21 protein-coding genes are annotated in these 25628 nt (G+C 71.0%); 10 read left to right on the plus strand and 11 right to left on the minus strand.

All coding sequences use genetic code 11. The annotated features are described in order from the left end of the window. Nucleotides 1-156 precede the first annotated feature (156 nt). A complete protein-coding gene (locus GWI24_RS05445; protein WP_210944755.1) occupies nucleotides 157-1350 on the minus strand; it encodes an RtcB family protein in 1194 nt (397 codons plus the stop codon). Nucleotides 1351-1513: 163 nt separating this feature from the next. On the opposite strand from GWI24_RS05445, the gene GWI24_RS05450 reads away from it, so the two are divergent. From GWI24_RS05450 to GWI24_RS05460, 3 genes are all read left to right on the plus strand, one after another. Continuing rightward, on the plus strand, nucleotides 1514-2485 hold the full coding sequence (locus GWI24_RS05450) for a DUF3558 domain-containing protein (RefSeq protein WP_308343492.1): 972 nt from the start codon (nucleotides 1514-1516) through the stop codon (nucleotides 2483-2485). 147 nt (nucleotides 2486-2632) lie between these two features. After that, entirely contained in the window at nucleotides 2633-3337 is a 705-nt protein-coding gene (locus GWI24_RS05455) for a hypothetical protein (RefSeq protein WP_210944756.1), read from the plus strand. Between the two features lie 97 nt (nucleotides 3338-3434). Then, complete coding sequence (locus tag GWI24_RS05460) at nucleotides 3435-4898, plus strand: DUF2637 domain-containing protein (protein ID WP_210944757.1); 1464 nt, start codon at nucleotides 3435-3437, stop codon at nucleotides 4896-4898. An 82-nt stretch (nucleotides 4899-4980) separates the two neighbouring features. Here the strand turns inward: GWI24_RS05460 and lysS are convergent, their stop codons facing one another. Beyond that, nucleotides 4981-6729, minus strand: coding sequence for a lysine--tRNA ligase (gene lysS, locus GWI24_RS05465; protein WP_210944758.1), 1749 nt, complete (start codon nucleotides 6727-6729; stop codon nucleotides 4981-4983). 152 nt (nucleotides 6730-6881) lie between these two features. Between lysS and argS the strand changes: the two genes are divergently transcribed. Continuing rightward, on the plus strand, nucleotides 6882-8669 hold the full coding sequence (gene argS, locus GWI24_RS05470) for an arginine--tRNA ligase (RefSeq protein ID WP_210944759.1): 1788 nt from the start codon (nucleotides 6882-6884) through the stop codon (nucleotides 8667-8669). Nucleotides 8670-8755: 86 nt separating this feature from the next. On the opposite strand, the gene GWI24_RS05475 is transcribed toward argS, so the two are convergent. Continuing rightward, a complete protein-coding gene (locus GWI24_RS05475; RefSeq protein ID WP_210944760.1) occupies nucleotides 8756-10249 on the minus strand; it encodes an alpha/beta hydrolase in 1494 nt (497 codons plus the stop codon). Between the two features lie 221 nt (nucleotides 10250-10470). On the opposite strand from GWI24_RS05475, the gene GWI24_RS05480 reads away from it, so the two are divergent. Next, entirely contained in the window at nucleotides 10471-11058 is a 588-nt protein-coding gene (locus GWI24_RS05480) for a hypothetical protein (RefSeq protein ID WP_210944776.1), read from the plus strand. Between the two features lie 86 nt (nucleotides 11059-11144). Here the strand turns inward: GWI24_RS05480 and GWI24_RS05485 are convergent, their stop codons facing one another. Further along, nucleotides 11145-12026, minus strand: coding sequence for a D-alanyl-D-alanine carboxypeptidase family protein (locus tag GWI24_RS05485; RefSeq protein WP_210944761.1), 882 nt, complete (start codon nucleotides 12024-12026; stop codon nucleotides 11145-11147). Nucleotides 12027-12178: 152 nt separating this feature from the next. Continuing rightward, nucleotides 12179-13141 carry a hypothetical protein gene (locus GWI24_RS05490; RefSeq protein ID WP_210944762.1) on the minus strand — a complete coding sequence of 321 codons (963 nt, stop codon included), beginning with the start codon at nucleotides 13139-13141 and terminating at the stop codon, nucleotides 12179-12181. Between the two features lie 182 nt (nucleotides 13142-13323). On the opposite strand from GWI24_RS05490, the gene GWI24_RS05495 reads away from it, so the two are divergent. After that, complete coding sequence (locus GWI24_RS05495) at nucleotides 13324-13944, plus strand: nucleoside/nucleotide kinase family protein (protein ID WP_210944777.1); 621 nt, start codon at nucleotides 13324-13326, stop codon at nucleotides 13942-13944. Nucleotides 13945-14040: 96 nt separating this feature from the next. Here GWI24_RS05495 and hemB read toward each other — a convergent pair whose 3' ends face one another. From hemB to GWI24_RS05520, 5 genes are read right to left on the minus strand one after another with little or no spacing between them, the layout of a single operon-like run. Then, nucleotides 14041-15045 (minus strand): porphobilinogen synthase, encoded by a 1005-nt coding sequence (hemB, locus tag GWI24_RS05500; RefSeq protein ID WP_210944763.1) that lies wholly within the window; start codon nucleotides 15043-15045, stop codon nucleotides 14041-14043. Beyond that, nucleotides 15042-16706 carry a bifunctional uroporphyrinogen-III C-methyltransferase/uroporphyrinogen-III synthase gene (locus GWI24_RS05505; protein ID WP_210944764.1) on the minus strand — a complete coding sequence of 555 codons (1665 nt, stop codon included), beginning with the start codon at nucleotides 16704-16706 and terminating at the stop codon, nucleotides 15042-15044. Before GWI24_RS05505 ends, hemB begins: the two co-directional genes overlap by 4 nt. Next, nucleotides 16703-17692 (minus strand): hydroxymethylbilane synthase, encoded by a 990-nt coding sequence (hemC, locus tag GWI24_RS05510; protein ID WP_210944765.1) that lies wholly within the window; start codon nucleotides 17690-17692, stop codon nucleotides 16703-16705. Before hemC ends, GWI24_RS05505 begins: the two co-directional genes overlap by 4 nt. Then, nucleotides 17689-19188, minus strand: coding sequence for a glutamyl-tRNA reductase (locus tag GWI24_RS05515; protein ID WP_210944766.1), 1500 nt, complete (start codon nucleotides 19186-19188; stop codon nucleotides 17689-17691). The genes hemC and GWI24_RS05515 overlap by 4 nt, the downstream gene beginning before the upstream one ends. Then, nucleotides 19185-19988 carry a redox-sensing transcriptional repressor Rex gene (locus GWI24_RS05520; protein WP_210944767.1) on the minus strand — a complete coding sequence of 268 codons (804 nt, stop codon included), beginning with the start codon at nucleotides 19986-19988 and terminating at the stop codon, nucleotides 19185-19187. Before GWI24_RS05520 ends, GWI24_RS05515 begins: the two co-directional genes overlap by 4 nt. Before the next feature lie 447 nt (nucleotides 19989-20435). Between GWI24_RS05520 and GWI24_RS05525 the strand changes: the two genes are divergently transcribed. The 4 genes from GWI24_RS05525 to GWI24_RS05540 all read left to right on the plus strand — a co-directional run bounded on the left by GWI24_RS05525 (nucleotide 20436) and on the right by GWI24_RS05540 (nucleotide 24530). Then, on the plus strand, nucleotides 20436-20714 hold the full coding sequence (locus GWI24_RS05525; protein ID WP_210944768.1) for a glutaredoxin family protein: 279 nt from the start codon (nucleotides 20436-20438) through the stop codon (nucleotides 20712-20714). Between the two features lie 116 nt (nucleotides 20715-20830). Next, the gene (locus GWI24_RS05530) at nucleotides 20831-21754 is read left to right on the plus strand and encodes an HAD family phosphatase (protein ID WP_210944769.1); all 924 of its coding nucleotides are present in this window, start codon (nucleotides 20831-20833) and stop codon (nucleotides 21752-21754) included. 507 nt (nucleotides 21755-22261) lie between these two features. Continuing rightward, entirely contained in the window at nucleotides 22262-23068 is an 807-nt protein-coding gene (locus tag GWI24_RS05535) for an ECF subfamily RNA polymerase sigma factor, BldN family (protein ID WP_210944770.1), read from the plus strand. A 217-nt stretch (nucleotides 23069-23285) separates the two neighbouring features. Next, nucleotides 23286-24530 carry a DUF5667 domain-containing protein gene (locus GWI24_RS05540; RefSeq protein WP_210944771.1) on the plus strand — a complete coding sequence of 415 codons (1245 nt, stop codon included), beginning with the start codon at nucleotides 23286-23288 and terminating at the stop codon, nucleotides 24528-24530. A 214-nt stretch (nucleotides 24531-24744) separates the two neighbouring features. On the opposite strand, the gene GWI24_RS05545 is transcribed toward GWI24_RS05540, so the two are convergent. Then, nucleotides 24745-25628, minus strand: an 884-nt coding sequence (locus tag GWI24_RS05545; protein WP_210944772.1) for a lysophospholipid acyltransferase family protein, incomplete at its 5' end; no start/stop codon positions are given.

Below are 25628 nucleotides of genomic sequence, written 5' to 3' on the forward strand. Positions count from 1 at the left end.
GCCCGAAGGCCGCCCAACAACCTGTCTACGCCGTCCCGCGCGGCAGCACGCCCCGCTGAGTAACGCGGTCCACAGTGCAGCACCACGACGACCAAGCAGGCAGGCCCCCGAACCGTCACCAGTCCGGGGGCCATCGATCACGTATCGTCCTGCACCTCAGCCCTTCACGCAGATGACCTGCTTGAGCTTGGCGACCACCTGGACCAGGTCCCGCTGCTGCTCCATGACCTGTCCAATCGGCTTGTAGGCGGCCGGGATCTCGTCCACGACGCCGGAGTCCTTACGGCACTCCACGCCCCGCGTCTGCTCCTCCAGGTCCCGCGCCGAGTACCGCTTCTTCGCGGCGTTCCGGCTCATCCGGCGGCCGGCACCGTGCGAGGCCGAGTTGAACGACGCCTCGTTCCCCAGACCGCGCACGATGTAGGACTCCGTGCCCATCGAGCCGGGGATGATCCCCCACTCCCCCGAGCCCGCGCTGATGGCTCCCTTCCGGGTAACCAGCAGATCCATCCCCTCGTACCGCTCTTCACTGACATAGTTGTGATGGCAGCTGATCACCGGCTCGAAGACGGGGCAGGCCTTCTTGAACTCCTTGCGCACCACGTCCTGGAAGAGCGCCATCATGATCGCGCGGTTGTACTTCGCGTACTCCTGAGCCCAGAAGAGATCGTGCCGGTACGCCGCCATCTGCGGGGTGCCCGCGATGAAGACGGCCAGGTCGCGATCGACCAGATTCTGGTTGTGGGGCAGCTTCCGGGCCTCGCCGATGTGGTACTCGGCCAGCTCCTTGCCAATGTTGCGGGAGCCGGAGTGCAGCATCAGCCAGACCGAGCCCTCGTCATCGAGACAGAACTCGATGAAGTGGTTACCGGATCCGAGCGAACCCATCTGCTTGACGGCTCGCTCCTGGCGGAACCTGACCGCCTGGGCCACTCCCCCGAACCGGCTCCAGAAGTCGTCCCACCCCGTCGTCGGGAACGCGTGCAGCCGCCCCGGGTCCACCGGGGCGTCGTGCATACCGCGCCCCACCGGGATCGCCTGCTCGATCCGGGTCCGCAGCCGCGAGAGATCCCCCGGAAGGTCGTTGGCGGTCAGCGACGTCTTGACGGCCGACATCCCGCAGCCGATGTCCACCCCGACCGCCGCCGGGCACACCGCGCCCTGCATCGCGATCACCGAGCCGACCGTGGCACCCTTCCCGTAATGCACATCCGGCATCACGGCGAGCCCCTTGATCCAGGGCAGCGTGGCCACATTGCGCAGCTGCTGCATGGCCACGTCCTCGACCGTCGAGGGGTCGGTCCACATCCGGATCGGCACCTGCGCGCCGGGCACCTCGACATACGACATGATGTACTCATTCCCCCGTAAAAGACTGAAAACGCAAAAGCCGGGCCAATGCCCCATAGGCGGCGGGCGACCGGCAGGCACGGCAGTGCGTGCGATAGACATTGTGTCCAGCCACCGCCTGCGGGCGGCAAGGAGTTTTCCGTCGCTCGAAGGGACACGGACAGTGCAGCCAGCGCAGCGAAGGGCGTACGGACGGCGGGCCACCCCGGCCGTCGCCGTGCTCATCACCGTGCTCGCCGCCGCGGGGCTCGGCGGATGCACCGGCTCCGATTCGACGACCGACCCGGACGACGGCGCCTCCGGCGACTCCGGGACGGCCGTCTCGGCCGAGCCCGGCCGCTATCGCACGCTGCCCGAGGCATGCGGCGCGGTGAGCCGCAAGACCCTCCAGGCCCTGCTGCCCGGCGCCGAGCAGGACGACAAGGTGTACGACGGCCAGGCGGCCGTGACGTATGACATAGACCGCCGGGACGGCTGCCGCTGGAAGGTGGAGACCACGAGCGGCACGCGCTATCTCACGATCGACTTCCAGCGGGTGGTCTCGTACGACCCCTCGGTCAGCGACGACGACCGGGCCCAGGAGACGTACGAGAAGAAGGCCGTCGCCGCCGATATCCCGGACGCCACGAGCCCTCCCTCGAGCCCCTCCGGCTCGGAGAGCAGCTCGGAGAGCGACGCGGGCGATGCGGGCGACGGGGGCGGCGCGGGCGACGACAGCGGCTCCTCCGCCTCCGCCAGTGCGAGCGCCGATGAGCCCGGTAAGAGCAGCACGGGCGACAAGAGCGACGAAGCCGGTAAGGGCGACAAGAGCGATGAGGGGGGCAAAAGCACCGATAGCCCCTCCGCGGGCGCCGATGCGAGCGGCGGAAGTGACGAAAGTGACACCGCCTCGGAGGACACCGCCCCGCGCCGGCTGGACGACCTCGGTGACGACGCCTTTCTCAACGACCAACTGATCACCAAGGACTCGGGTATCCACCGCGACATCACCGTCGTGTTCCGGTCCTCGAATGTGATTGCCACCATTGCGTACGACCAGTGGACGACCGACAAGAAGCACATTCCCAGCAGCCAGGAACTGCAGGAAAACGCCCAGGACTTGGCCGATGAACTGACCGGTCGCCTCAACGAATAACGGGTCCTCGCCGCACCCCCGCGAGCACCCCGGCCCCTCCCCGCGGAGACCTCGGAAATTGGGACGCCCGCGCGTCGGCCGCGTACCGTGCCGACTAATGACGCGGGCGGCACGTCCGCCCATCGACAGAGAATGAGCGAAGGACCCATGCACCGTTCAGCCCCGCGACTCGCCCGAATACTCGCCTGCGCGACCGTACCGGTGGTGCTCGTCGCCGGCTGCTCCTCCGGCTCGGACAAGAAGGACGACAAGAACGCCGGTGGCTCAGCGAGACCCGGCTCGCCCAGCGCTTCACCCACCGTCGCGGCAGCGAAGTTCAGCAAGCTGCCCGATGTGTGCTCCACGCTTTCCGGGAAGACGATCGACGATCTCGTCCCCAAGGCGCAGAACAAGAAGGGCAAGGCCCTTCCCTCGGCCGACACCAATACGTCGGCCAGCTGCCTGTGGAGCGGCCTCGACAAGTTCGACTACCGCTCGCTGACCGTCTCCCTCAAGCTGTTCCACTCCGACCCGGGGCTCGGTTCCGGCGACAAGCGCGCCGGGGAGTACGCCGCCCAGCAGGCGAGCAGGGCCGCCACCGCCGGTAAGGTGACCGACCCCAAGACCGAGAAGGTCGCGGGCATCGGCGACGACGCGACCACGGTCAGCACCAAGGAGAAGAAGGACGGCGACGACTTCCGCGACCAGACGGTCGTGGTCCGTACCGCCAATGTCGTCATCACCCTCCAGTACGACGGCGCCGGCTATGAGACCGCCAAGGCCCCGGACGCGGCCGACCTGCTCAAGGACGCCAAGTCCGCGGCCAAGGAGGCCGTCGGCGCCATCGGTAAGGGCGCCAAGAGCGGCGCCTGACTCGCCGACACGACCCCTTCCCGCCCACGAGCCTTGACGTGTATGCGACGCTGATGCGGCTGTTGTTGAGGACGGGGAGGGGTCGCGGGTGGCCGCGATGCAACTGACACGGATGCACCGAATACTGGCCGGGGTGGTCGTCACCGGGGCGGTGGTGATCGCCGGGATCGGCTTCGCCGGTTCCTACGCCGCGGTGCGCGATCTCGCCCTCGACAAGGGCTTCGGCAAGTTCGCCAATGTCTTCCCGATCGGCATCGACGCGGGGATCGTGGTCCTGCTCGCGCTGGATCTGCTGCTCACCTGGATCCGCATCCCCTTCCCGCTGCTGCGCCAGACCGCCTGGCTGCTGACCGCGGCCACCATCGCCTTCAACGGCGCGGCCGCCTGGCCGGACCCGGTCGGCGTCGGCATGCACGGCGTGATCCCGATCCTGTTCGTCGTCTCCGTCGAGGCCGCCCGGCACGCGGTCGGCCGGATCGCCGACATCACCGCCGACCGGCACATGGAGTCGGTCCGCATCGCCCGCTGGCTGCTCGCGCCGGTGCCCACCTTCCGGCTGTGGCGCCGGATGAAGCTGTGGGAGCTGCGCAGCTACGAGGAGGTCATCAGGCTGGAGCAGGACCGGCTGGTCTACCAGGCCCGGCTGCGGGCCCGCTACGGGCGGTCCTGGCGCCGTAGGGCGCCCGTGGAATCGCTGATGCCGCTGCGGCTGGCGCGGTATGGGGTGCCGCTGGCGGACACCGCGCCGGCGGGGCTCGCGGCGGCCGGTCTGGACCCGTCCACGGTGTCGCCGACCGCGCTCCCCTCGGGCCGGTCGGCCGCGGCGGACGAGACGGGACCCAGGAGCGCGTCCCTGGAGGCCCAGCCGGGCCCGTACGGCGCGCCGGGGCCCATGGCGGACATGGGGCCGCAGCAGCACCCCCAGCAGCCCCAGACGCAGGAGCTGCCGCTCTCACTGCCCCTGCCGGTGTACCAGCAGCCCGCCGGGCAGGGCCATGACGGCCGGAACGCCGTGCCCTTCGACCCGGCGGCCGCCCACCCCGCGCCGGTCGAGCAGCAGCCGCAGCAGGCACAGCAGCTCCAGCACCCGCAGCAGGCACAGCAGCCGCAGCAGCTCCAGCCGCAGGACCAGCAGGTCCCGGGCCAGGCGCCGCAGCCCGAGCAGCAGCCGCAGCAATTCCAGCAGCCACAGCTCCAGCAGCCCCAGCTGACCGTGCCGGTCGGGCCGGGCGGCCGGGTGCGGCCGCTCGGCGGTGAGGGCGTGGGGAGCCATCAGGGCGTCTACGTACCGGAGCAGCGCGAGCCCGAGCGGTACGCGTACGAGGAGCCGCAGCCGGAGCAGCAGCCGAACCAGCTGCCGGACGACGTGCCGCGCGAGGAGGTCTACTACGCGACCTTCCGCCAGTTCCTCGCCGACCACAGCCGGTACCCCTCCGCGTACCAGTTCGGGCAGCGGCTGCGGGAGACCTACGGCGTCACCGACCTCAGCAACGGCCAGCTGGCCGGGTATGTCGAGGACTTCAAGGAGCGCGTCCGCCTGGAGCGCGAGGCCATCCCGTAGCCACCCCGTGGCCGTCCCGCGAAGCCGCAACGCCGGGCGGCGGCCGTAAGGCCATCCGCCCGGCGCCCGGGAGCCGCGGAGGTCAGGCCGCGAGCAGCTTGCGCACCCGGTCCGCCCCCACCGCCAGCAGCAGCGTGGGCAGCCGCGGGCCGGTGTCCCGACCGACCAGCAGGGTGTAGAGCAGCGCGAAGAACGACCGCTGGGCGACCTTCAGCTCCGGCGTCGGCTTGGCCTCCGGCGACAGCCCCGCCTGGATCTTGGGCACCCCGTAGACCAGCGTGGTGAGGCCGTCCAGCGACCAGTGGTCGTCCAGGCCGTCGAGCAGCAGCCGCAGCGACTCCCGCTCGGTGTCGCCCAGAGCGGCCAGCCGCTCCGTGTCCGGCTCGTCCCGGACCCGGGTGCGCTGGTCGGCCGGGACCTGGGTGGTGATCCAGCGCTCGGCCTTGTCGAGCCGGGGCCGGGTCTCCTCCAGGGACTTCACCGGGTTGTCGGGGTCGAGCTCGCCGAGGATGCGCAGCGTCTGCTCGTCATGGCCGGTGGTGATGTCCACCACCGAGGCCAGCGTGCGGTACGGCAGCGGGCGCGGGGTGCTGGGCAGTTCGCCCGTGGCGGTGCGGGTCGCGCGGCGGTACGCGGCCGCGTCCGCGGGCTGGGCCGTGGACTCGGTGATCTTCCGCTCCAGCGCGTCCCACTCGTCGTAGGTCCGCTGGATCTCCTGGTCGAAGGCGATCTTGAAGGACTGGTTGGGCCGACGCCGGGCGTACAGCCAGCGCAGCAGCGGCGCCTCCATGATCTCCAGCGCGTCGGCCGGGGTGGGCACACCGCCCTTGGAGGAGGACATCTTGGCCATGCCGCTGATGCCCACGAACGCGTACATGGGCCCGATGGGCTGCTCCCCGCCGAAGACCTCGCGGACGATCTGGCCACCGACCACATAGGACGAGCCCGGCGAGGAGTGGTCGACGCCCGAGGGCTCGAAGACCACGCCCTCGTACGCCCAGCGCATCGGCCAGTCGACCTTCCAGACCAGCTTGCCGCGGTTGTGCTCGCTCAGGCGGACGGTCTCGCCGTGGCCGCACGCGCATGTGTACGCCAGCTCGGTGGTCTCGTCGTCGTACGAGGTCACCGTGGTCACATCACGCTCGCAGACCGAGCAGTACGGCTTGTACGGGTAGTAACCCGCCCCGCCCGCGCTGCCGTCGTCCTCGGCGGCAGCGCCCGAGCCCTCGGCGGCGGCCAGCTCGGCCTCGTCCACCGGCTTCTGCTGCTGCTTGGGCTTCTTGGCGCCCGGCTTGTCCTTGGTGCGGTACCGGTCCAGGACGGCGTCGATCTCCCGGCGGTGGCGCATCGCGTGCAGGATCTGCTCCCGGTACGCCCCCGAGGTGTACATCTCGGTCTGGCTGATGGGGTGGAACTCGATGCCCATCTCCCGCAGCGCCTCGGCCATCGGCGCCTTGAAGTGCTCCGCCCAGTTCGGATACGGGGACCCGGGCGGGGCCGGGACCGAGGTGAGCGGCTTGCCGATGTGCTCGGACCAGGAGGGGTCGATCCCGGCCGGGACCTTGCGATACCGGTCGTAGTCGTCCCAGGACAGGATGTGAACGCATTCGCGGCCCCGGCGCCGGATCTCGTCGGCGACCAGGTGCGGGGTCATGACCTCGCGCAGATTGCCGAGGTGGATCGGGCCGGACGGGCTGAGGCCCGAGGCGACGACGACAGGTTTGCCCGGGGCGCGGCGCTCCGCCTCGGCAATGACCTCGTCGGCGAATCGGGAGACCCAGTCGGTCTCGGTGCTCTGAGCCACGGTCGGCACTTCCTTCCTAGCGGTCATGGCACCGCCCATTGTCCCAGACGGAACGGACCCCTCCGGAGTTGCCCACAGGGTCCGCCGGTCGGGCCCGGGTTATCCACAGGCCGGGGAAACCGTTGGACCCGCCGTGAAATACTGGGTTGCCCATACCACCACTATCGGAATGGCACTCCATGGCTTCGGTCCCTTCCCTCGCCGCTACGGTCCATCAGCGCGTCGCGGACGCCCTCTCGGCTGCCCTGCCGGAGACCGGCTCCGCGGACCCGCTGCTGCGACGAAGCGACCGGGCCGACTTCCAGGCCAACGGGATGCTGGCGCTGGCCAAGCAGCTCAAGGGAAACCCCCGTGAGCTGGCCGCCAAGGTCGTGGCGCACCTTCCGGTCGCCGCCACCTCGGCCGACCCCGATCCGGTGATCGCCGACATCGAGGTCTCCGGCCCCGGCTTCCTCAACATCACGATCGCCGACTCCGCGATCACCGCGACCCTCGCCGCCCGCGCCGCCGACGACCGCCTCGGCGTGCCGTACGCGCAGGCGCCCGGCACCACCGTGATCGACTACGCCCAGCCCAATGTGGCCAAGGAGATGCACGTCGGCCATCTGCGCTCGGCGGTGATCGGCGACGCGGTGGTGCGGATCCTGGAGTTCGCCGGCGAGAAGGTGATCCGCCGCCACCACATCGGCGACTGGGGCACCCAGTTCGGCATGCTCATCCAGTATCTGATCGAGCACCCGCACGAGCTGGACCACAAGGACGCCTCCTCCGGCGAGGAGGCCATGTCCAACCTCAACCGGCTCTACAAGGCCGCGCGGGCGCTCTTCGACTCCGACGCGGAGTTCAAGGAGCGGTCCCGGCGGCGGGTGGTGGAGCTCCAGGCGGGCGACGAGGAGACCATCGCCCTGTGGCGGAAGTTCGTGGACGAGTCGAAGATCTACTTCTACTCGGTCTTCGACAAGCTGGACATCGAGATCCACGACCCCGATGTGGTCGGCGAGTCGGGTTACAACGACATGCTGGCCGAGACCTGCCGGCTGCTGGAGGAGTCCGGCGTCGCCGTGCGCTCCGAGGGTGCGCTGTGCGTCTTCTTCGACGACATCAAGGGCCCCGAGGGCAATCCGGTGCCGCTGATCGTCCAGAAGTCCGACGGCGGCTTCGGCTATGCGGCCACCGACCTCTCCGCGATCCGGGACCGGGTGCAGCACCTGAAGGCCGACACCCTGCTGTATGTGGTGGACGCCCGGCAGTCGCTGCACTTCAAGATGGTCTTCGAGACCGCTCGCCGGATCGGCTGGCTCAATGACCAGGTGCACGCCGTACAGCTCGCCTTCGGCACCGTCCTGGGCAAGGACGGCAAGCCGTTCAAGACCCGCGCGGGCGAGACGGTGCGGCTGGAGGACCTGCTGGACGAGGCCACCGAGCGGGCCGCGGCCGTGGTCCGGGAGAAGAGCGAGAAGCTCGGCCTCACCGAGGAGGAGGTCCTCGAGCGCGGCGCCCAGGTCGGCGTCGGCGCGGTGAAGTACGCGGATCTGTCCACCTCCGCCTCGCGGGACTACAAGTTCGACCTCGACCAGATGGTCTCGCTCAACGGGGACACCTCGGTCTATCTCCAGTACGCGTACGCCCGGATCCAGTCGATCCTGCGCCGCGCCGAGGAGGGGCAGCGGCCGCTGGCCCACCCGGAGCTTCCGCTGGCCCCGGCCGAGCGGGCGCTGGGTCTGCACCTCGACCAGTTCGGGGAGACGCTGCGCGAGGTGGCCGCCGGGTACGAGCCGCACAAGCTGGCCGGGTATCTCTACCAACTGGCCTCGCTGTACACGACCTTCTACGACCAGTGCCCGGTGCTGAAGGCGGAGGGCGGCCCGGCCCAGGTGGAGAACCGCCTCTTCCTGTGCGACATCACGGCGCGCACGCTGGGGCAGGGCATGTCCCTGCTGGGCATCCGCACCCCCGAGCGCCTCTGAGCCACCGCGTGTGAAGAGCCGTGAAGAGCCCCGCCCCAGTACGAGGGGCGGGGCTCTCCGCGTTCATCGGTGGCTCGTCACCCGCGTCACGGGCAGAGCACATCGCGCTTCGGCCGCTCACCGGTCAGCAGGAAGTCCGTCACCCTCCGGTCCGCGCAGGCGCTGCCGTTCTCCACATACGCCGCGCCATGCCCCATCGCGTCCACGCCGACCATCCGGGCCCGGTCTCGATAAGCCCGCCGCAGGTTGAGCGCGCCGCTGTACGGGGTGGCCACATCGCGCTTGTTCTGCACCAGCAGGACGTTCGACGGCCCCTGGTCGGTGATCCGCACCGGCTTGTCCCGCGGCTCGTCATGCCAGAGCGTGCACGGCGTGACGTTCACCGGCATGCCCGCGGTGAGCGGGTGGCTCTTGCGGCTGGCTGCGACATCCCGCGCGTAGCCGGGCAGCGAGGTCGGCCACTCCACGTCGTTGCAGATGGTCGCGAGGGACACGGCCGCGGCGTCCTGCGAGGGGTCGGCCGGTGCCTCGGCGGGCGCCTTGCCCGCGTCCGCGTCGACGATCAGCTGGGCCAGGCTCTCGAAGTCGTCCCGGGAGTACAGGGCGTTCAGCATGCTCTGGCGCAGTGCGTTGCCGTTCAGCTCGGGCGGGTTGGCGCCGGGCCACGGCAGCGGCTTCGCGTCCAGCCGGGCGGCGAGCTCCAGGACCCGCCGCCGCACCCCGTCGGGGGTCTCGGCGAGCCGCACGGGGCTGTCGGGCGCGGAGGCCCACGCGGCGAAGTCGGGGAAGGTGTCCTCGACGCCCACGGCGTAGTTGGCCAGCCAGCCGCGCTCCACCCGCTCCGGGTTCGGGTCGTCATTGCTGTCCAGCACCCAGCGGTCGGTGTGCTCGGGGAACATCTGCGCGTAGACGGAGCCCACATACGTCCCGTACGAGACGCCCCACGCGGACAGCTTCCGCTCGCCGAGCGCCCGGCGGACGCTGTCGATGTCCCGCGCCTCGTTGACGGTGCTGATGGTGCGCAACAGCTCGCCGCCGTTGCGAGCGCAGGTGTCGGCGATGCGGCGGCCGGTGGTGATGTTCCGCGTGATGTCCCCGCCGGGGGCGGGCCAGGGGCGGGAGGCGAGCAGCGACAGATCCGCGCGGTTCAGATCACATCCGGTGTGCGTGGACTTCCCCAGGCCGCGCGGGTCGAAGCTGACGACGTCGTACGCGTCCCGCACCGACTTCGGCAGCCGCTTGCCGAGCGTGCTGGGCCGGCCCAGCCCAGGCGATCCGGGGCCGCCCGGGATCAGCAGCAGGGCGCCCCGGCGGGCCCGCGGCCGCTCGCTGGGGATGCGGGAGACGGCGAGGGAGATCCGCTTGCCGCCGGGATCGCGGTAGTCCAGCGGCACCTTGAGCGTGGCGCATTCCTGACGGGGGTCGAGCCCGGTGCCCTCGCAGGCGCCCCAGTCGAGCGCGGTGGCGGTCGGGTCGGCCGGCGGGTCCGGGGTCGCGTTCGCGGAAGCGACCCCGAGGAGGGAGGCGGTGGCGGCGGTGGCGAGGGCCAGTGCGGCGGTTCTGCCGGTCGTCGGTCTCATGTGCACAAGCCTTGTCGAACCGCCCTTCCCGTCCCATCCGGGCAACCGGCCGACCCGCTCGGGGGAAAACCCCCGGGCGACTGCCATGAATGCCCCCGCGCACGTAGCATTCGGGACACATTTCCCGGACCGGGACAACCTCTCACCGCCCCGGCCTGTCCAACCCCGTGAATCACCTGTCATCGACAGACAACAGACAACAGACCATTGGGGGCTTGACCATGCGACGGTGGGGGACCGCACTCGCGGCGATGGTGCTCGCGGGCGGCGCGCTGGCGGCGACGGCGGGGACGGCCGGGGCCGTCACGCCGACCGCGGCCAAGGCGGCGACGACCTGTGAGACCGGCTGGGGCAGCGGCGAGAAGACGGCCCAGCCGGCGGGACACGCACCGCTGGGGAACATCAGGACGGGCCGGCACGCGTGCTACGACCGCATCGTGTTCGACGTGAAGGGGGCCACGGCCGCCGATCGCGTCGGCTACCGCGTGGGGTATGTGAACACCCTGTACCAGGACGGCTCCGGCGAGGAGATCCCGGTCCGCGGCGGGGCGATCCTGGACATCCATGTGTCCGCGCCAAGCTACGACCCGGGCAGCGGCGCGGAGTCGTACCCGGGGCGGGCGCGCAAGCCGCTGCCGGGCGTGGACATCTCCGGCTACCAGACCTTCCGGGACACCCGCTTCGGCGCCAGCTTCGAGGGTGAGACCCAGGTCGGCCTCGGGGTGCGGGCACGGCTGCCGTTCCGGGTCTTCCAGACCGACGGGCATGTCGTGGTGGACGTGGCGCACTCCTGGAACGCGGTGCGCTGAGCACGGCGCCGGGGCCCTGACCGCGCGCCTGCCCCGCGACCCGATGGGTTCGCGGGGCAGGCCCCTTGCTGTGCCGCGGGTGACGGCTACCTGCTGAAGCCGTAGTCCATCAGCTTCTTCGCGTCCTTCGTGCGGTTGTCCACCGAGGTGGAGGCGAGGACGGTGCCGATCATCGTCTTCCCGTTCCGGGTGGCGGCGAAGACCAGGCAGTACTTGGCCTCCGGCCCCGAGCCGGTCTTGACGCCGATGGTGCCCGAGTAGCTGCCCAGCAGGTTGTTGGTGTTGGTCCACGACATGTAGCGGTAGCCGCCGCTCTTCGTGGTCACCTTCTGCTTGGTCGACTTCGTCTTCACGACCGAGCGGAACGTGGAGTACTTCATCGCGCTGCTGGCCAGCTTGGTCAGATCGCGCGGCGTCGAGTAGTTGGCGCCGTGCCCGATGCCGTCGAACGAGTCGAAGTGGGTGTTCGTCAGCCCGAGGGACTTGGCTGTGGTGTTCATCTTGCCGATGAACGACTTCACCCGCGCGACCCGGGTGGAACCCGTGCCGAACTTGTCCGCCAGCGCGTACGCCGCGTCACAGCCGGACGGGAGCATCAGCCCGTACAGCAGCTGGCGGACGGTGACCTTGTCGCCGACGATCAGCTTGGCCGAGGAGGCCCAGTTGTTGTCGACGATGTAGTCGCTGTACGCCTTCTGGACCGTGACCTTGGCGTCCAGGTTGAGGTTCGGCTGCGCGAGCACCACCCGGGCGGTCATGATCTTGGTGGTGGAGCCGGTGGAAAGACGGGTGTCCGCGGCCTTGGTGAACAGGCTCTTCCCCGTGGCGTTGTTCATCACGAACCCGCCCTTGGCGGCGATCGTGGGACTTGCGGTCGTCGCGGCCTGCGCGGAGGCGGTGAACGCCCCCGCCGTCAGCACGGCTCCAGCGGTGATCGTGACCGCGGATACGCGACGTAGACCCTTCATGCCGGTTTTCAACGTGAATATCTCCAAATGCCCCTGGCCTGCGGCCGCATCACAGGGCCGCTCCCTGGTCAGACGTCCGAGAGGGCCCGATGGATGTGCCCTCTGCCGAGATTTCCTGGAAATTCCCCCGGGTGCGCCTATGCGCCGGGGCGTCAGGCCAGATAGTGGATCGTGCCGTGCAGCGCGGGCTCGACGCCCTCGCAGTGCTGAGTGAAAGTGGCGGCGAAGGTGGCGATCTTGCCTGCCGCGTCGTACGAGAGCTCGGTGATGGTCAAGTCGCCGTTACTGCGGCTGCAGCCGTGTCCGTTGCCGCCGGCTTCCAGACGGGCCGTATCGTCACCACCGAGCCCGGTCGTCCGGTAGGTCTTCCCGGCTTCCAAAGACTGGCCACTGGGTGCGGCCATCCGGACCGACCAGTTGTCCCGTTTGCCGGAGACGCTGTAATTGATGGTGTTCATGGGGGCACCGCTGCCGCTCAGCCCGAAGATGGAAGTGGAGCCGGTGTAGTCATTGGAGCGGCCGCCGCCAATGTAGTCGCCGTGGTCGCTGGTGTAGGCGTACGACAGCGGGCGGGCCTGGAACCTCACAGTGCCCTGAAGGGCCGGGGCGGCCGCCCAGTCGCAGTTCTGCGTGAAGGTCGCCTCCAGCGAGGTGACCGCACCCGACGCGTCCGTCTCGATCTGATCGATGGCGAACTGCCCGTAGACCTCGTTGCAGCCGCGCCCATTGCCCGACACGTCCAGGCCCGGGGCGCGGCCCGTGCGGGAGAGGGCGCGCTCGGCGTCGTGGTAGACACCGGGGTGCAGGGTCTCGCCCTCGGGGGCGGCGAGGCCGATGTCCCAGAAGTCGTTCGCGTTGGACACACTGACCGTCAGGTACCGCGCGGTGCCGTTGATCTCGATGGTGTCGCTCGGCGCGGTATAGGAGCCGGAACCGCCCCATCCGATCCAGTCATCGACGGAGGCGCTGGTGTACGTGTAGGAGGTGACGGCCCCTACGGCGGTTTCCGGGACCGCGTGGGCCGGGGCGGCGACGGCCCCGAGGAGTCCCGTCACCGCGATGAGGCCGGTGGCGGCGGACGAGACGATACGTCTCCATCTGGTGCGTGAGCGCACGAGCATTGCCTCTCTGCTGAGGAACGCGAAGGGAGCGAACGGCCTCAACCTAGCGCGCTCATACGACAGTTGGCGGTCATTACAGTTGGCAGTCACCACAGTCGGCAGTCGAGCACCGCCTCGTCGCCGCCTCCGGATAGCCTGCCTCGCGCACCGAACCCGACGTGCCGAAAGCGCCCGCCATGATTCCCCAGCACCTCCTTGACCGCGCTCAGCGCCTCGCCGACGCAGGCGGCCGCCGTCTGCTCGGCATCGCCGGACCACCCGGGGCCGGTAAGACCACCCTCGCCGAGCACCTGGTCGACGCCCTCGGCGCCGACCGGGCCGTCCTGGTGCCCATGGACGGCTTCCACCTCGCCGACGCCGAGTTGCGCAGGCTCGGCCTGATCGGCCGCAAGGGCGCGCCGGAGACCTTCGATCCGTACGGCTACACCGCGCTGCTGCGGCGGCTGCGGGCGCCGCGCACCGAGGAGGTCGTCTACGCGCCGGGGTTCGACCGCGAGCTCGAACAGCCGGTCGCGGGCACCATTCCGGTGCCGCCGGAGATCCCGCTGGTGATCACCGAGGGCAACTATCTGCTCCTCGGCGAGGCGCCCTGGCTCCCGGTGCGCGAGCTGCTGGACGAGACCTGGTGGGTCGACCTGGACAGCGAGGAGCGGGTGCGCCGGCTGATCGAGCGCCATGAGCGGTTCGGCAAGCCGCACGACGAGGCCGAGCGCTTCGTCCTCACCTCCGACGAGGCCAACGCCCGGCTGGTGGCCCCCGGGCGGGCGGCCGCCGACTTCGTGGTCAGGGGCCGGTGATCGCCGTATGAGCGACATGAAGAGGGGCGGGCCCGGTGACGCGAAGGCCGGGGGCTCCGCGCCCCCGGCCTCGTGGTCATTCCCCGCGGTGGAGTGTCACTCCCCGCGGTTCAGCCGCTGGGCCACCTCGGTCGCCCAGTAGGTGAGGATCATCCCCGCGCCCGCGCGCCGCACCGAGGTCAGCGTCTCCATGATGGCGCGGTCGCGGTCGATCCAGCCGTTGGCCGCGGCCGCCTCGACCATCGCGTACTCACCGGAGATCTGGTACGCGGCCACCGGCACGTCCACGGCGTCGGCGATCTGCCGCAGGATGTCCAGGTACGGCAGGGCCGGCTTGACCATGACCATGTCCGCGCCCTCGGCCAGGTCCAGCTCCAGTTCGCGCAGCGACTCGCGGGCGTTGGCCGGGTCCTGCTGGTAGGTCTTGCGGTCGCCCTTCAGCGAGGAGCCCACCGCCTCGCGGAACGGGCCGTAGAAAGCGGAGGCGTACTTCGCGGTGTAGGCGAGGATCGAGACGTCCTGGTGCCCGGCGCCGTCCAGCGCCTCGCGGATCACCCGGACCTGCCCGTCCATCATCCCGCTGGGGCCCACGGTGTGGACGCCCGCGTCGGCCTGGACGCGTGCCATCTCCGCGTACCGCTCCAGCGTGGCGTCGTTGTCCACCCGGCCCTCGGCGTCCAGGACCCCGCAGTGGCCGTGGTCGACGTGCTCGTCCAGGCACAGATCGGACATGATCACGAGGTCGTCGCCGACCTCGGCGCGCACGTCCCGGATGGCCACCTGGAGGATGCCGTCGGGATCGGTGCCGGGGGTGCCGACCGCGTCCTTCTTGGACTCCTCCGGCACCCCGAAGAGCATGATCCCGCCGATCCCCGCGGCGACCGCCTCGGCCGCCGCCTTCCGCAGCGTGTCCCGGGTGTGCTGGACCACGCCCGGCATCGACCGCAGCGGCACCGGCTCGGTCACGCCCTCGCGGACGAACGCGGGCAGGATCAGCTCGGCCGGGTGCAGCCGGGTCTCCGCGACCATGCGCCGCATCGCGGGCGTGGTGCGCAGCCGGCGCGGCCGCGTACCGGGGAAGCTGCCGTACGAGATGCTCAAGAGCGTGCCCTCCTTCGCGAACCAGGCCGTCGCTCGCTCGGGCGGGTGACCGGCTCCCCGGCCTCGAGCGCGGCCTGCCGCCGCGCCGCCCCGAAGTCCGCGAGCGCCTCGGCCAGCTTGAGCACCGAGGGCTCGGGCGACAGCACATCCACCCGCAGTCCGTGCTCCTCCGCGGTCTTCGCGGTGGCCGGGCCGATACAGGCGATGACGGTGACATTGTGCGGCTTGCCCGCGATGCCGACGAGGTTCCGCACGGTGGACGACGAGGTGAAGAGCACCGCGTCGAACCCGCCGCCCTTGATGGCCTCACGGGTCTCGGCCGGCGGCGGCGAGGCGCGCACGGTGCGGTACGCGGTCACGTCGTCGACCTCCCAGCCCAGCTCGATCAGCCCGGCGACCAGGGTCTCGGTGGCGATGTCGGCGCGCGGCAGGAACACCCGGTCGATCGGGTCGAAGACCGGGTCGTACGGCGGCCAGTCCTCCAGCAGCCCGGCCGCGGACTGCTCACCGCTGGGCACCAGATCCGGCTTCACACCGAACTCGATCAGCGACGTGGCGGTCTGCTCGCCCACCGCCGCGACCTTGATCCCGGCGAACGCGCGGGCGTCGAGCCCGTACTCCTCGAACTTCTCGCGCACCGCCTTGACCGCGTTGACCGAGGTGAAGGCGATCCACTCATAGCGCCCGGTGACCAGGCCCTTGACCGCGCGCTCCATCTGCTGCGGGGTGCGCGGCGGCTCCACGGCGATGGTCGGCACCTCACTGGGCACCGCGCCGTAGCCGCGCAGCTGATCGGAGAGCGAGGCGGCCTGCTCCTTGGTGCGCGGCACCAGGACCTTCCAGCCGAACAGCGGCTTGGACTCGAACCATGACAGCTGATCGCGCCGGCCGGCCGCGCTCTGCTCGCCGACCACGGCTATCACCGGCTGGGCGCCCTGCGGCGACGGCAGTACCTTCGCCGCCTTCAGCACCTGGGCGATAGTCCCCAGCGTCGCGGTCCAGGTCCGCTGGCGGGTGGTGGTGCCCGCGACGGTGACGGTGAGCGGGGTGTCCGGCTTGCGGCCCGCGGACACCAGCTCACCCGCGGCGGCGGCCACCGTCTCCAGGGTCGCGGAGACCACGGCGGTCGCGTCGGACGAGCCGATCTCGCTCCAGCAGCGCTCGTCGGCGCTCAGGGCGTCCACGAAGCGCACATCCGCGCTGTGGGCGTCCCGCAGCGGCACGCCCGCGTAGGCGGGCACGCCCACCGCGGCGGCCACACCGGGCACCACCTCGAAGACGATGCCCTCGGCGGCGCAGGCGAGCATCTCGTCGGCGGCGTATCCGTCGAGGCCGGGGTCGCCCGCGACCGCGCGCACGACCCGCTTGCCGCCGCGCGCGGCCGTCATGACAAGATTGGCGCTGTCCCTGAGTACCGGGACGGTGGCGGTGCCTGACGACCCATCAGCGTCCGCCTGCCGCGGCGTGCCCTGAGCGTCCGCGGCCACGCCCGGCCTGACGTGCTTGCGCACCACGTCGAGCACTTGAGGGTCGGCGATCAACACGTCCGCGGTGGCGAGTGCCTCCACGGCGCGCAAGGTCAGCAGGCCCGGATCTCCGGGGCCCGCACCGAGGAAGGTGACGTGTCCGCAGCCGGGGTGATTCGGGGCGGTGGGGTTCAAAGTGCTCGCTCCCCCATAAGACCGGCCGCACCCTTGGCGAGCAGCTCGGCGGCGAGTACGCGACCGAGGTCCGCGGCCTCACTGGGCGATGCGGGTACGGGACCGGTGGTGGACAGCTGCACCAGCGTCGTGCCGTCGAGCGTGCCGACGACGCCACGCAGGCGCATTTCGGTGACAGCCTGACCGTCGCCCAACAGGTCGGCCAGCGCCCCCACGGGTGCGCTGCAGCCGGCCTCCAGGGCGGCGAGCAGGGATCGCTCGGCGGTCACGGCGACCCGTGTGGACGGGTCGTCGATCTCGGCGAGCCGGGCAGTGAGCGCCACGTTGGACGCGGCACACTCCACTGCCAGGGCCCCCTGGCCGGGGGCGGGCAAAACATGGTCGGCATCGAGCAGCTCGGTCGCTTCGCCGATCCGCCCCAGACGGATCAGACCGGCGGCGGCGAGCACCACGGCGTCCAGCCGTCCCGAGCGGACGTAGCCGATGCGGGTGTCGACATTGCCGCGTATCGGCACGGTCTCGATGTCGAGGCCGAAGGAGCGGGCCCACGCGTTCAGCTGGGCCGCGCGGCGCGGGGATCCGGTGCCTATCCGGGCCCCCGGCGGAAGCTGGGCGAAGGTGAGCCCGTCCCGGGCGATCAGCGCGTCGCGCGGGTCCTCGCGGCGCGGGACCGCGGCCAGCGCCAGCCCCTCCGGCTCCGCGGTGGGAAGGTCCTTCAGCGAGTGCACGGCCAGGTCGATCTCGCCCCTGAGCAGCGCCTCGCGCAGCGCCGAGACGAAGACGCCGGCACCGCCGATCTGCGCCAGGTGCTCCCGCGAGGTGTCGCCGTACGTGGTGATCTCGACGAGCTCGACGGGGCGCCCGGTGACCTCGCTGACCAGGTCCGCGACCAGACCGGACTGGGCCATGGCGAGCGCGCTGCGGCGGGTGCCCAGGCGCAGCGGCGGAGCGCCGCCGGAGGCGGCGGGTGAGGGGGTGGGGTTCATGCCCGGCCTCCCTTCGGGTCGTTCGGTTCTGCGGTGCGGGCCGAGCCGTCGGCGCGGCTGACGGCGGCGACCGCCTGCGGATCGAGGTCGAAGAGCTCCCGCAGCGCGTCCGCGTAACCGGCGCCTCCCGGAGTGCTCGCGAGCTGTTTGACCCGCACGGTGGGCGCGTGCAGCAGCTTGTCGACGACCCGGCGCACGGTCTGCGTGATCTCGGCCCGCTGCTTGTCGTCCAGATCGGGAAGTCGCCCGTCGAGGCGGGCGATCTCACTGGCGACGACGTCCGCCGCCATGGTACGCAGCGCGACCACCGTCGGGGTGATGTGCGCGGCACGCTGGGCCGCCCCGAAGGCGGCCACCTCCTCGGAGACGATGGTCCGCACCTTGTCCACGTCGGCGGCCATCGCCCCGGCGGACGAGCCCGGCGCGCCGGACGGCTCGGCGGCCGCCTCGGCGAGGGACTCGATGTCGATCAGGTGCAGCCCCTCGATCCGGTGCGCCGCCGCGTCTATGTCGCGCGGCATCGCCAGGTCCAGCAGCGAGACGTCCGCCCCGGCGGGGTGCGTCCCGGGCGGGCAGGCCGCGCGCTGGGCGAGCGCGGTGCGCAGCTCGGCGGCGGTCAGGACCAGCCCGGTCGCGCCCGTACAGGACACGACGATGTCGGCGTGCGGCAGCTCGGCGGAGACCCGGTCCCGGGGCACGGCGCGGGCCACCAGGCCCTCGCGCAACGTTTCCGCACCGGTATCCGCATCGGCGGAGGCGTCCTCACCGGCGGGGATGATCGCGGCCGGGGTGGCGGCGTGCTGCTGGGCCAGGGACTCGGCCAGGCGCAGCGCCCGCTCCAACGTCCTGTTGGCGATCACCAGTTCTGATACACCGGCGCGCGCGAGCGTCGCCGCGGCCAGCGAGGACATCGAACCGGCGCCGATCACCAGGGCGCGCTTGCCCCGGGCCCACTCCGCCACCGGCGCGCCCTGGGCCAGCTGCTCCAGGCCGAAGGTGACCAGTGACTGGCCCGCCCGGTCGATCCCGGTCTCGCTGTGGGCCCGCTTGCCGACCCGCAGCGCCTGCTGGAAGAGATCGTTCAGCAGCCGCCCGGCGGTGTGCAGCTCCTGCCCCAGCGCCAGCGCGTCCTTGATCTGGCCGAGGATCTGGCCCTCGCCCACGACCATCGAGTCCAGCCCGCAGGTCACCGAGAACAGGTGGTGGACGGCCCGGTCCTCGTAGTGGACGTAGAGGTACGGGGTGAGCTCGTCCAGTCCGACGCCGGTGTGCTGGCCGAGCAGTGTGGACAGCTCGGCGACCCCGGCGTGGAACTTGTCCACGTCGGCGTAGAGCTCAATGCGGTTGCAGGTGGCCAGCACCGCGGCCTCGGTGGCGGGCTCGGCGGCGAGGGTGTCCTGCACCAGCTTCGCCTGCTCGTCCCCCACCAGGGCGGCGCGCTCCAGCACGCTCACGGGCGCGCTGCGGTGACTCAGTCCGACGACGAGGAGACTCATGCCGGCATCACGGCGGGCACGTCCCCGTCAGGTCCTTGCCGGCCGCTGTCGACGCCGGGGGCGCCGGAGGGCGCGCGATGGGGCGTCACGGGCGGCGGTGGAACCGCCCCCGCGGCCTCCTCGGGGGCGCTGACCTCCTCGCCCGCCTTGCGCTGCTCGTGGAAGGCAAGGATCTGCAGCTCGATCGAGAGATCGACCTTGCGCACGTCCACCCCGTCCGGAACGGACAGCACGGTGGGCGCGAAGTTGAGGATCGAGGTGATCCCGGCGGCCACGAGCCGGTCGCAGACCTGCTGGGCCGCGCCCGCCGGGGTGGCGATGACGCCGATCGAGACGCCATTGTCCGTGATGATCTTCTCGAGCTCGTCGGTGTGCTGCACCGGGATGCCCGCGACCGGCTTCCCGGCCATCGCGGGGTCGGCGTCGATCAGCGCGGCGACCCGGAAGCCACGGGAGGCGAAGCCGCCGTAGTTGGCGAGCGCGGCGCCGAGGTTACCGATGCCGACGATCACAACCGGCCAGTCCTGGGTGAGCCCGAGCTCCCGCGAGATCTGGTAGACGAGGTACTCGACGTCGTAGCCGACACCGCGGGTGCCGTACGAACCGAGATAGGAGAAGTCCTTGCGCAGCTTGGCCGAATTGACGCCGGCCGCGGTGGCCAGCTCCTCCGAGGACACCGTGGGCACCGAGCGCTCGGAGAGAGCGGTCAGCGCACGCAGATACAGCGGTAGCCGGGCGACGGTGGCCTCGGGGATCCCTCGGCTGCGGGTCGCCGGTCGGTGAGTTCGGCCAGTTGCCACGGTGCTCCTGCGGGTAGAGCTAGGCTGCGGGCGGCCGGGTGTTTCATGACCGCCCCATCGACAGCAGGCTATGTCTTTGTGAACGCGTGCACAAAGATGGTGTCCGCTTTGTCCGTGCAAAGTGACCGGTGTCACGCGCCTTATCGAGCCAGCCGCGGAACCACTACCTGCGTCGCGCCGTTCCCCGCGGACACGCTCGCCCCGCTGGGCCGCCGACGGGAGCACAGGTCCTCACTCCTCACCTTTTTACCCCGGACAGCAACAAAACGCCCACGATCGTAATCGACCGAGAGCCCACTTCCGAACTCGTCGGCAGCGGCCCGGGCGCCATCGCGCATCGGAGCGCTGGGGTCTTCTGGCCGGGGGCACCTCCCAGCGGTAGCCGGGGGAGGCTGAGGCGCCCGGAGGCGAACCGAGCCCCGAAAAAAGGCGGGCACACTTGTAGCCATGAGCCCGTTGTTGCGCCGCACCCCGCGGAAGAAGCCCACCGAGCGCACGGTCACGCTGATCGGCAAGCCCGACTGCCATCTGTGCGAGGACGCCGAGGCCGTGGTCGAGGAGGTCTGCGGCGAGCTGGGCACCCCCTGGGAGAAGAAGGACATCACCCAGGACGAGGAGCTGTACCGCGCCTACTGGGAGCAGATCCCGGTGGTGCTGATCGACGGCGAGCAGCACGACTTCTGGCGGGTGAACCCCCAGCGGCTGCGCGCCGCGCTCGGCGGCTGATTCCGGCCGCCGCACGGGGACCGTTCCACCCTTGCGCGCCTCCCTTTCGCCTAACCTGAAACGGCCCGACACCCGGGCGTAACGGGATGCGCCGGAGCGCTGGCTATGCTCCCTCCATGGCCGCACTGGGATGGTTCACCCGACGTCGACGACCCGCCACCGAGCGGAGTGTCCTCGCCGGAGAGGCATCGGCCGAGGCCGCGCGCAAGTCGTCGGCCGAGACCCCCGGACCGCAGGCCCCCGCCGAGCCGGAGTTCCCCGTCGTCGGGGACGAGCGGGCCGCCGCCTTCTTCGACCTGGACAACACGGTCATGCAGGGCGCCGCGCTCTTCCACTTCGGCCGTGGCCTCTACAAGCGGCACTTCTTCCGCAAGCGCGAACTGGCCCGCTTCGCCTGGCAGCAGACCTGGTTCCGGATGGCCGGGGTCGAGGACCCGGCGCACATGGAGGACGTGCGCAGCAGCGCCCTGTCCATCGTCAAGGGCCACCGGGTGTCCGAGCTGATGTCGATCGGCGAGGAGATCTACGACGAGTACATGGCCGACCGCATCTGGCCCGGCACCCGCGCCCTCGCCCAGGCCCATCTGGACGCCGGGCAGCGGGTCTGGCTGGTGACCGCCGCGCCGGTCGAGACCGCGACGATCATCGCCCGGCGGCTGGGGCTGACCGGGGCGCTGGGCACGGTGGCCGAGTCGGTGGGCGGCATCTACACCGGCCGGCTGGTCGGCGAGCCGCTGCACGGCCCGGCCAAGGCCGAGGCCGTACGGGCGCTGGCGGGGGCCGAGGGACTGGACCTGACCCGCTGCGCGGCCTACAGCGACTCCGCGAACGACATTCCGATGCTGTCGATCGTGGGCCATCCGTACGCGGTGAATCCGGACACCCGGCTGCGCAGGCACGCCCGTGAGCACGGCTGGCGGCTGCGCGACTACCGCACCGGGCGCAAAGCGGCCAAGATCGGCATTCCGGCGGCGGCCGGGGTGGGCGCGGTGGCGGGCGGCACGGCGGCCGCCGTGGCCCTGCACCGCCGGCGTCGCTGACCACCGGCGGCCGAGGCCCGTTCCGACTCCGGCCTGACCCCCGATCCCCTCGCTGACCTCCCGCTGAGCCCCTTCCGGAGTGCCCCGTTCGGGCGGTGCTGACCGCCTGCGTACGACCGTGACCGAGGACGGTCAAGGCTGACCGTCGATCGCGCTCCGTGACGATGTGCCCCTCGATACACAACCGAACGCGCCCGCCCTGTTTCGGTCATTCCGCACTTCCTACCCCACAGCGCCCCCGCCAGTCCCCTTACCGCCACTTTGTCACAACACGCCACACAATCGCACAACCCACGAACGATTCCGGTCAATTGGCGGTACACGTTCGATACTTGATGTGTCATCAATCCATAACAGAGCGAACGGAAACGATGATTTGAGCAACCGGGTGTAGTGCCGCCTGTACGAAGCGTTATTCTCCTTAGACGCAAACCGGTACCCACACGTCCCTACGGCGGGTGACGGTCCCGTACTGCACGTGATGGAAGCTCTGCCTCTGGGAGTCCCGTGTACCCACACGTCGGGGTTGACGCCTCGGGCCTGGCTACGCTGCGCGCAACGGTCCTCGACTGTCTGCGCGGCTTCGTCCCCACCGCGTATGCCGTCCCCGCCCTCGCCACCCCACAGCCCGTCAGCCCAGCCGTCGGCACGGTCGACCGCCCCGGCCAGGCCGGTCCGTGCTACGCCCTGGCGGACGGGGGTGCCGCGGTCGGCAGACGCTCCCGCGGCTCCACCCCCACCGCCCGGCGTCCAAGCGCCGACAGCGACAGCCGCCGCATGATGGACCTCGTCGAGCGCGCCCAGTCCGGGGAGGCCGAGGCGTTCGGCAGGCTCTACGACCAGTACGCCGACACGGTCTACCGCTACATCTACTACCGCGTGGGCGGCCGGGCCACGGCCGAGGACCTCACCAGCGAGACGTTCCTGCGCGCCCTGCGCCGCATCGGCACCTTCACCTGGCAGGGCCGCGACTTCGGCGCCTGGCTGGTGACCATCGCCCGCAACCTCGTCGCCGACCACTTCAAGTCCAGCCGCTTCCGGCTGGAGGTCACCACCGGCGAGATGCTGGACGCCAACGAGGTCGAGCGCAGCCCCGAGGACTCCGTCCTCGAATCGCTGTCCAACGCCGCCCTGCTCCAGGCGGTGCGAAAACTCAACCCGCAGCAGCAGGAGTGCGTGACGCTCCGCTTCCTCCAGGGCCTCTCGGTCGCCGAGACCGCCCGGGTCATGGGGAAGAACGAGGGCGCGATCAAAACACTTCAGTACCGGGCCGTCCGCACTCTGGCCCGGCTCCTTCCGGACGACGCCCGCTGACCGCCCGTAGCCTCCCGGCCACGGTCCGTCCGCCCGCCGGGAGGGCCCTCGGGGAGGGCGTAACCCGGGTGCTGCGCCGCTCGTTGTGGGGGATGCAGGCGCCTTGTGGTCGTACCCTGCCAGTGATCCACTCACTCGATCGGGTGGACGCGCGCATGGCACGGAACCCTCGGGTGTCCTGGGGAGTCGACCGTCACGACGAGAGGAGGTGCCGCCTGTGATCGCGAACGTAACGGCACACCGGCGGGCGAACGCCTTCGCCAAGGCCCTGGAGGCCCTGGAGGCCCTGGAGAGCAACCACCAGGCCGCCCGGGACGAGACGCCGCAGCAGCAGCCAGGTTCCCCATCGGCGGAGAGCGCCGAGCGGAGACGGCTGCTGGCCCTGGCGAGCGGGCTGGGCGAGCTGCCGACACCGACATTGGACCCGGAGGTCCGCGTCACCCAGCGGGCGCAGCTGCTCGCCGCCATGGAGGCGGCCTTCGCCGAAGGGGCGCCACGCGTGCCCGAGCAGCGCCGCCGCCCCAGTGGCGCCCACCGGGCCAAACCCCCGGTGGCAAGATTCCGCCCCCGTTCCCGCTGGTCCAAGGGGCTCGCGGCCGGGGGACTCACGGTCGGCGTGGCGGCGGGCGCGTTCGGCGGCGTCGCCGCGGCCAGCTCGAACGCGCTGCCGGGCGACACCCTCTACGGGTTCAAGCGCGGTATGGAAGACCTCAAGCTGGAGATGGCGGACGGCGACGCCGACCGGGGCCGGATCTATCTGGACCAGGCGTCCACGCGGATGAGCGAGGCGCGCCGCCTGATGGAGCGGACCCGCGCCGGCGATCTGGACCATGACTCGCTGGGCGAGATCCGCCGGGTCCTGGCCGGGATGCGCCATGACGCCTCCGAGGGCCATCGGCTGCTGCACCAGGTCTATCAGCGCGACGGCTCGCTCGGCCCGATCCAGCAGCTCTCCACCTTCTCCCAGGCCCACCGCGACGGCTGGAGCCGGCTGCGCGAGCAGCTGCCGGTCCAGCTCATGGACGTCGGCGACGAGGTGAGCTCGGTCTTCGACGCCATAGACCAAGAGGTCGGTCCGCTGCGGGCGTTGCTGCCCACGAAGAAGGAGCAGCAGGCCCAGTCCGGCCCGCAGACCGGCCATGCGCCGCAGCGCGCGGGCGGGATGGACCCGGACGACCGCCCGGCGTCCGCCTCGGCCACCCCGAGCGGCAGCCGCACGGACGGGAAGACGGCCCCCCACGCGCACCCGTCGTCCTCGGCGAGCACCCACAGCCAGAGCGGCGGCCTGGTGGGCGGGGCCGGCGATCTGCTGGACCCGCCGCTCGGCGGCGGATCGAGCCCCAGCCCGTCCACGGGCAAGGGCGACCCGGGCAGCAAGCCGTCCCAGCCGGACATCACGATTCCCCCGCTGCTGCCCGACCTGCTGCCGGGCCTGAGCATCGACGGCGACGACACGAGGTGAAAATGCCCTGGGGGTGGTGTGCGGCGCACACCACCCCCAGGGACCAAGCCGTCAGAAGAACACCGACCGCCGCCGCACCAGCAACTCGGCCCCTCTTCCGGCCACCCTCGCATGGCTCGGCCCTGGAGGGCCTCCCCGGCTTCGGGCGGCTGCGCCGGACTCCGTCCGTCGGGCCGGGTGGCCGCGCCGCATCACAGCCCTGGCCGGGTAGCCGTCAGAAGAACACCGACCGCCGCTGCACGAGCAGCTTGTAGAGCGTGTGCTGGATCGTTTCTCGTACCTGGTCGGTCAGGTTGAACATCAGCATCGGGTCGTCCGCCGCCTCCGGCGGATGCCCGTCGGTGGGGATGGGCTCGCCGAACTGGATGGTCCACTTCGTCGGCAGCGGCACCGCGCCCAGCGGCCCGAGCAGCGGGAAGGTCGGCGTGATCGGGAAGTAAGGAATGCCGAGCAGCCGGGCCAGGGTCTTGGCGTTCCCCACCATCGGGTAGATCTCCTCCGCGCCCACGATCGAGCACGGCACGATCGGCGCCCCCGCGCGCAGCGCCGTCGAGACGAAGCCGCCCCGCCCGAAGCGCTGCAGCTTGTACCGCTCCGAGAACGGCTTGCCGATCCCCTTGAAGCCCTCCGGCATCACCCCGACCACCTCGCCGCGCTCCAGCAGCAGCTGGGCGTCCTCGGCGCAGGCGAGGGTGTGCCCGGCCTTGCGGGCCAGCTCGTTGATGACCGGCAGCACGAAGACCAGATCGGCCGCGAGCAGCCGCAGATGGCGCTCGGCCGGGTGGTTGTCGTGCACCGCGACCTGGAGCATCAGTCCGTCCAGCGGCAGCACCCCGGAGTGGTTGGCGACGACGAGCGCGCCGCCGCTGTCGGGGATGTTCTCGATCCCCTTCACCTCGACCCGGAAGTACTTGTCGGACAGCGGGCGGAGCAGGGACATCAGCACCTGCTCGGTCAGGTCGTGGTCGTAGCCGAAGTCGTCGACCTCGTAGTCCCCGGTGATCCGGCGGCGCAGAAAGCTCAGCCCGTGGGCCAGCTTGCGCTCCCAGTCGCCGCTGCCCGGGGCGGGCTTGGGCGGGTCGGGCGGCAGGGGCGGCA

It is taken from the genome of Streptomyces sp. MK37H (assembly GCF_018035285.1).
Lineage (GTDB): Bacteria > Actinomycetota > Actinomycetes > Streptomycetales > Streptomycetaceae > Streptomyces > Streptomyces endocoffeicus.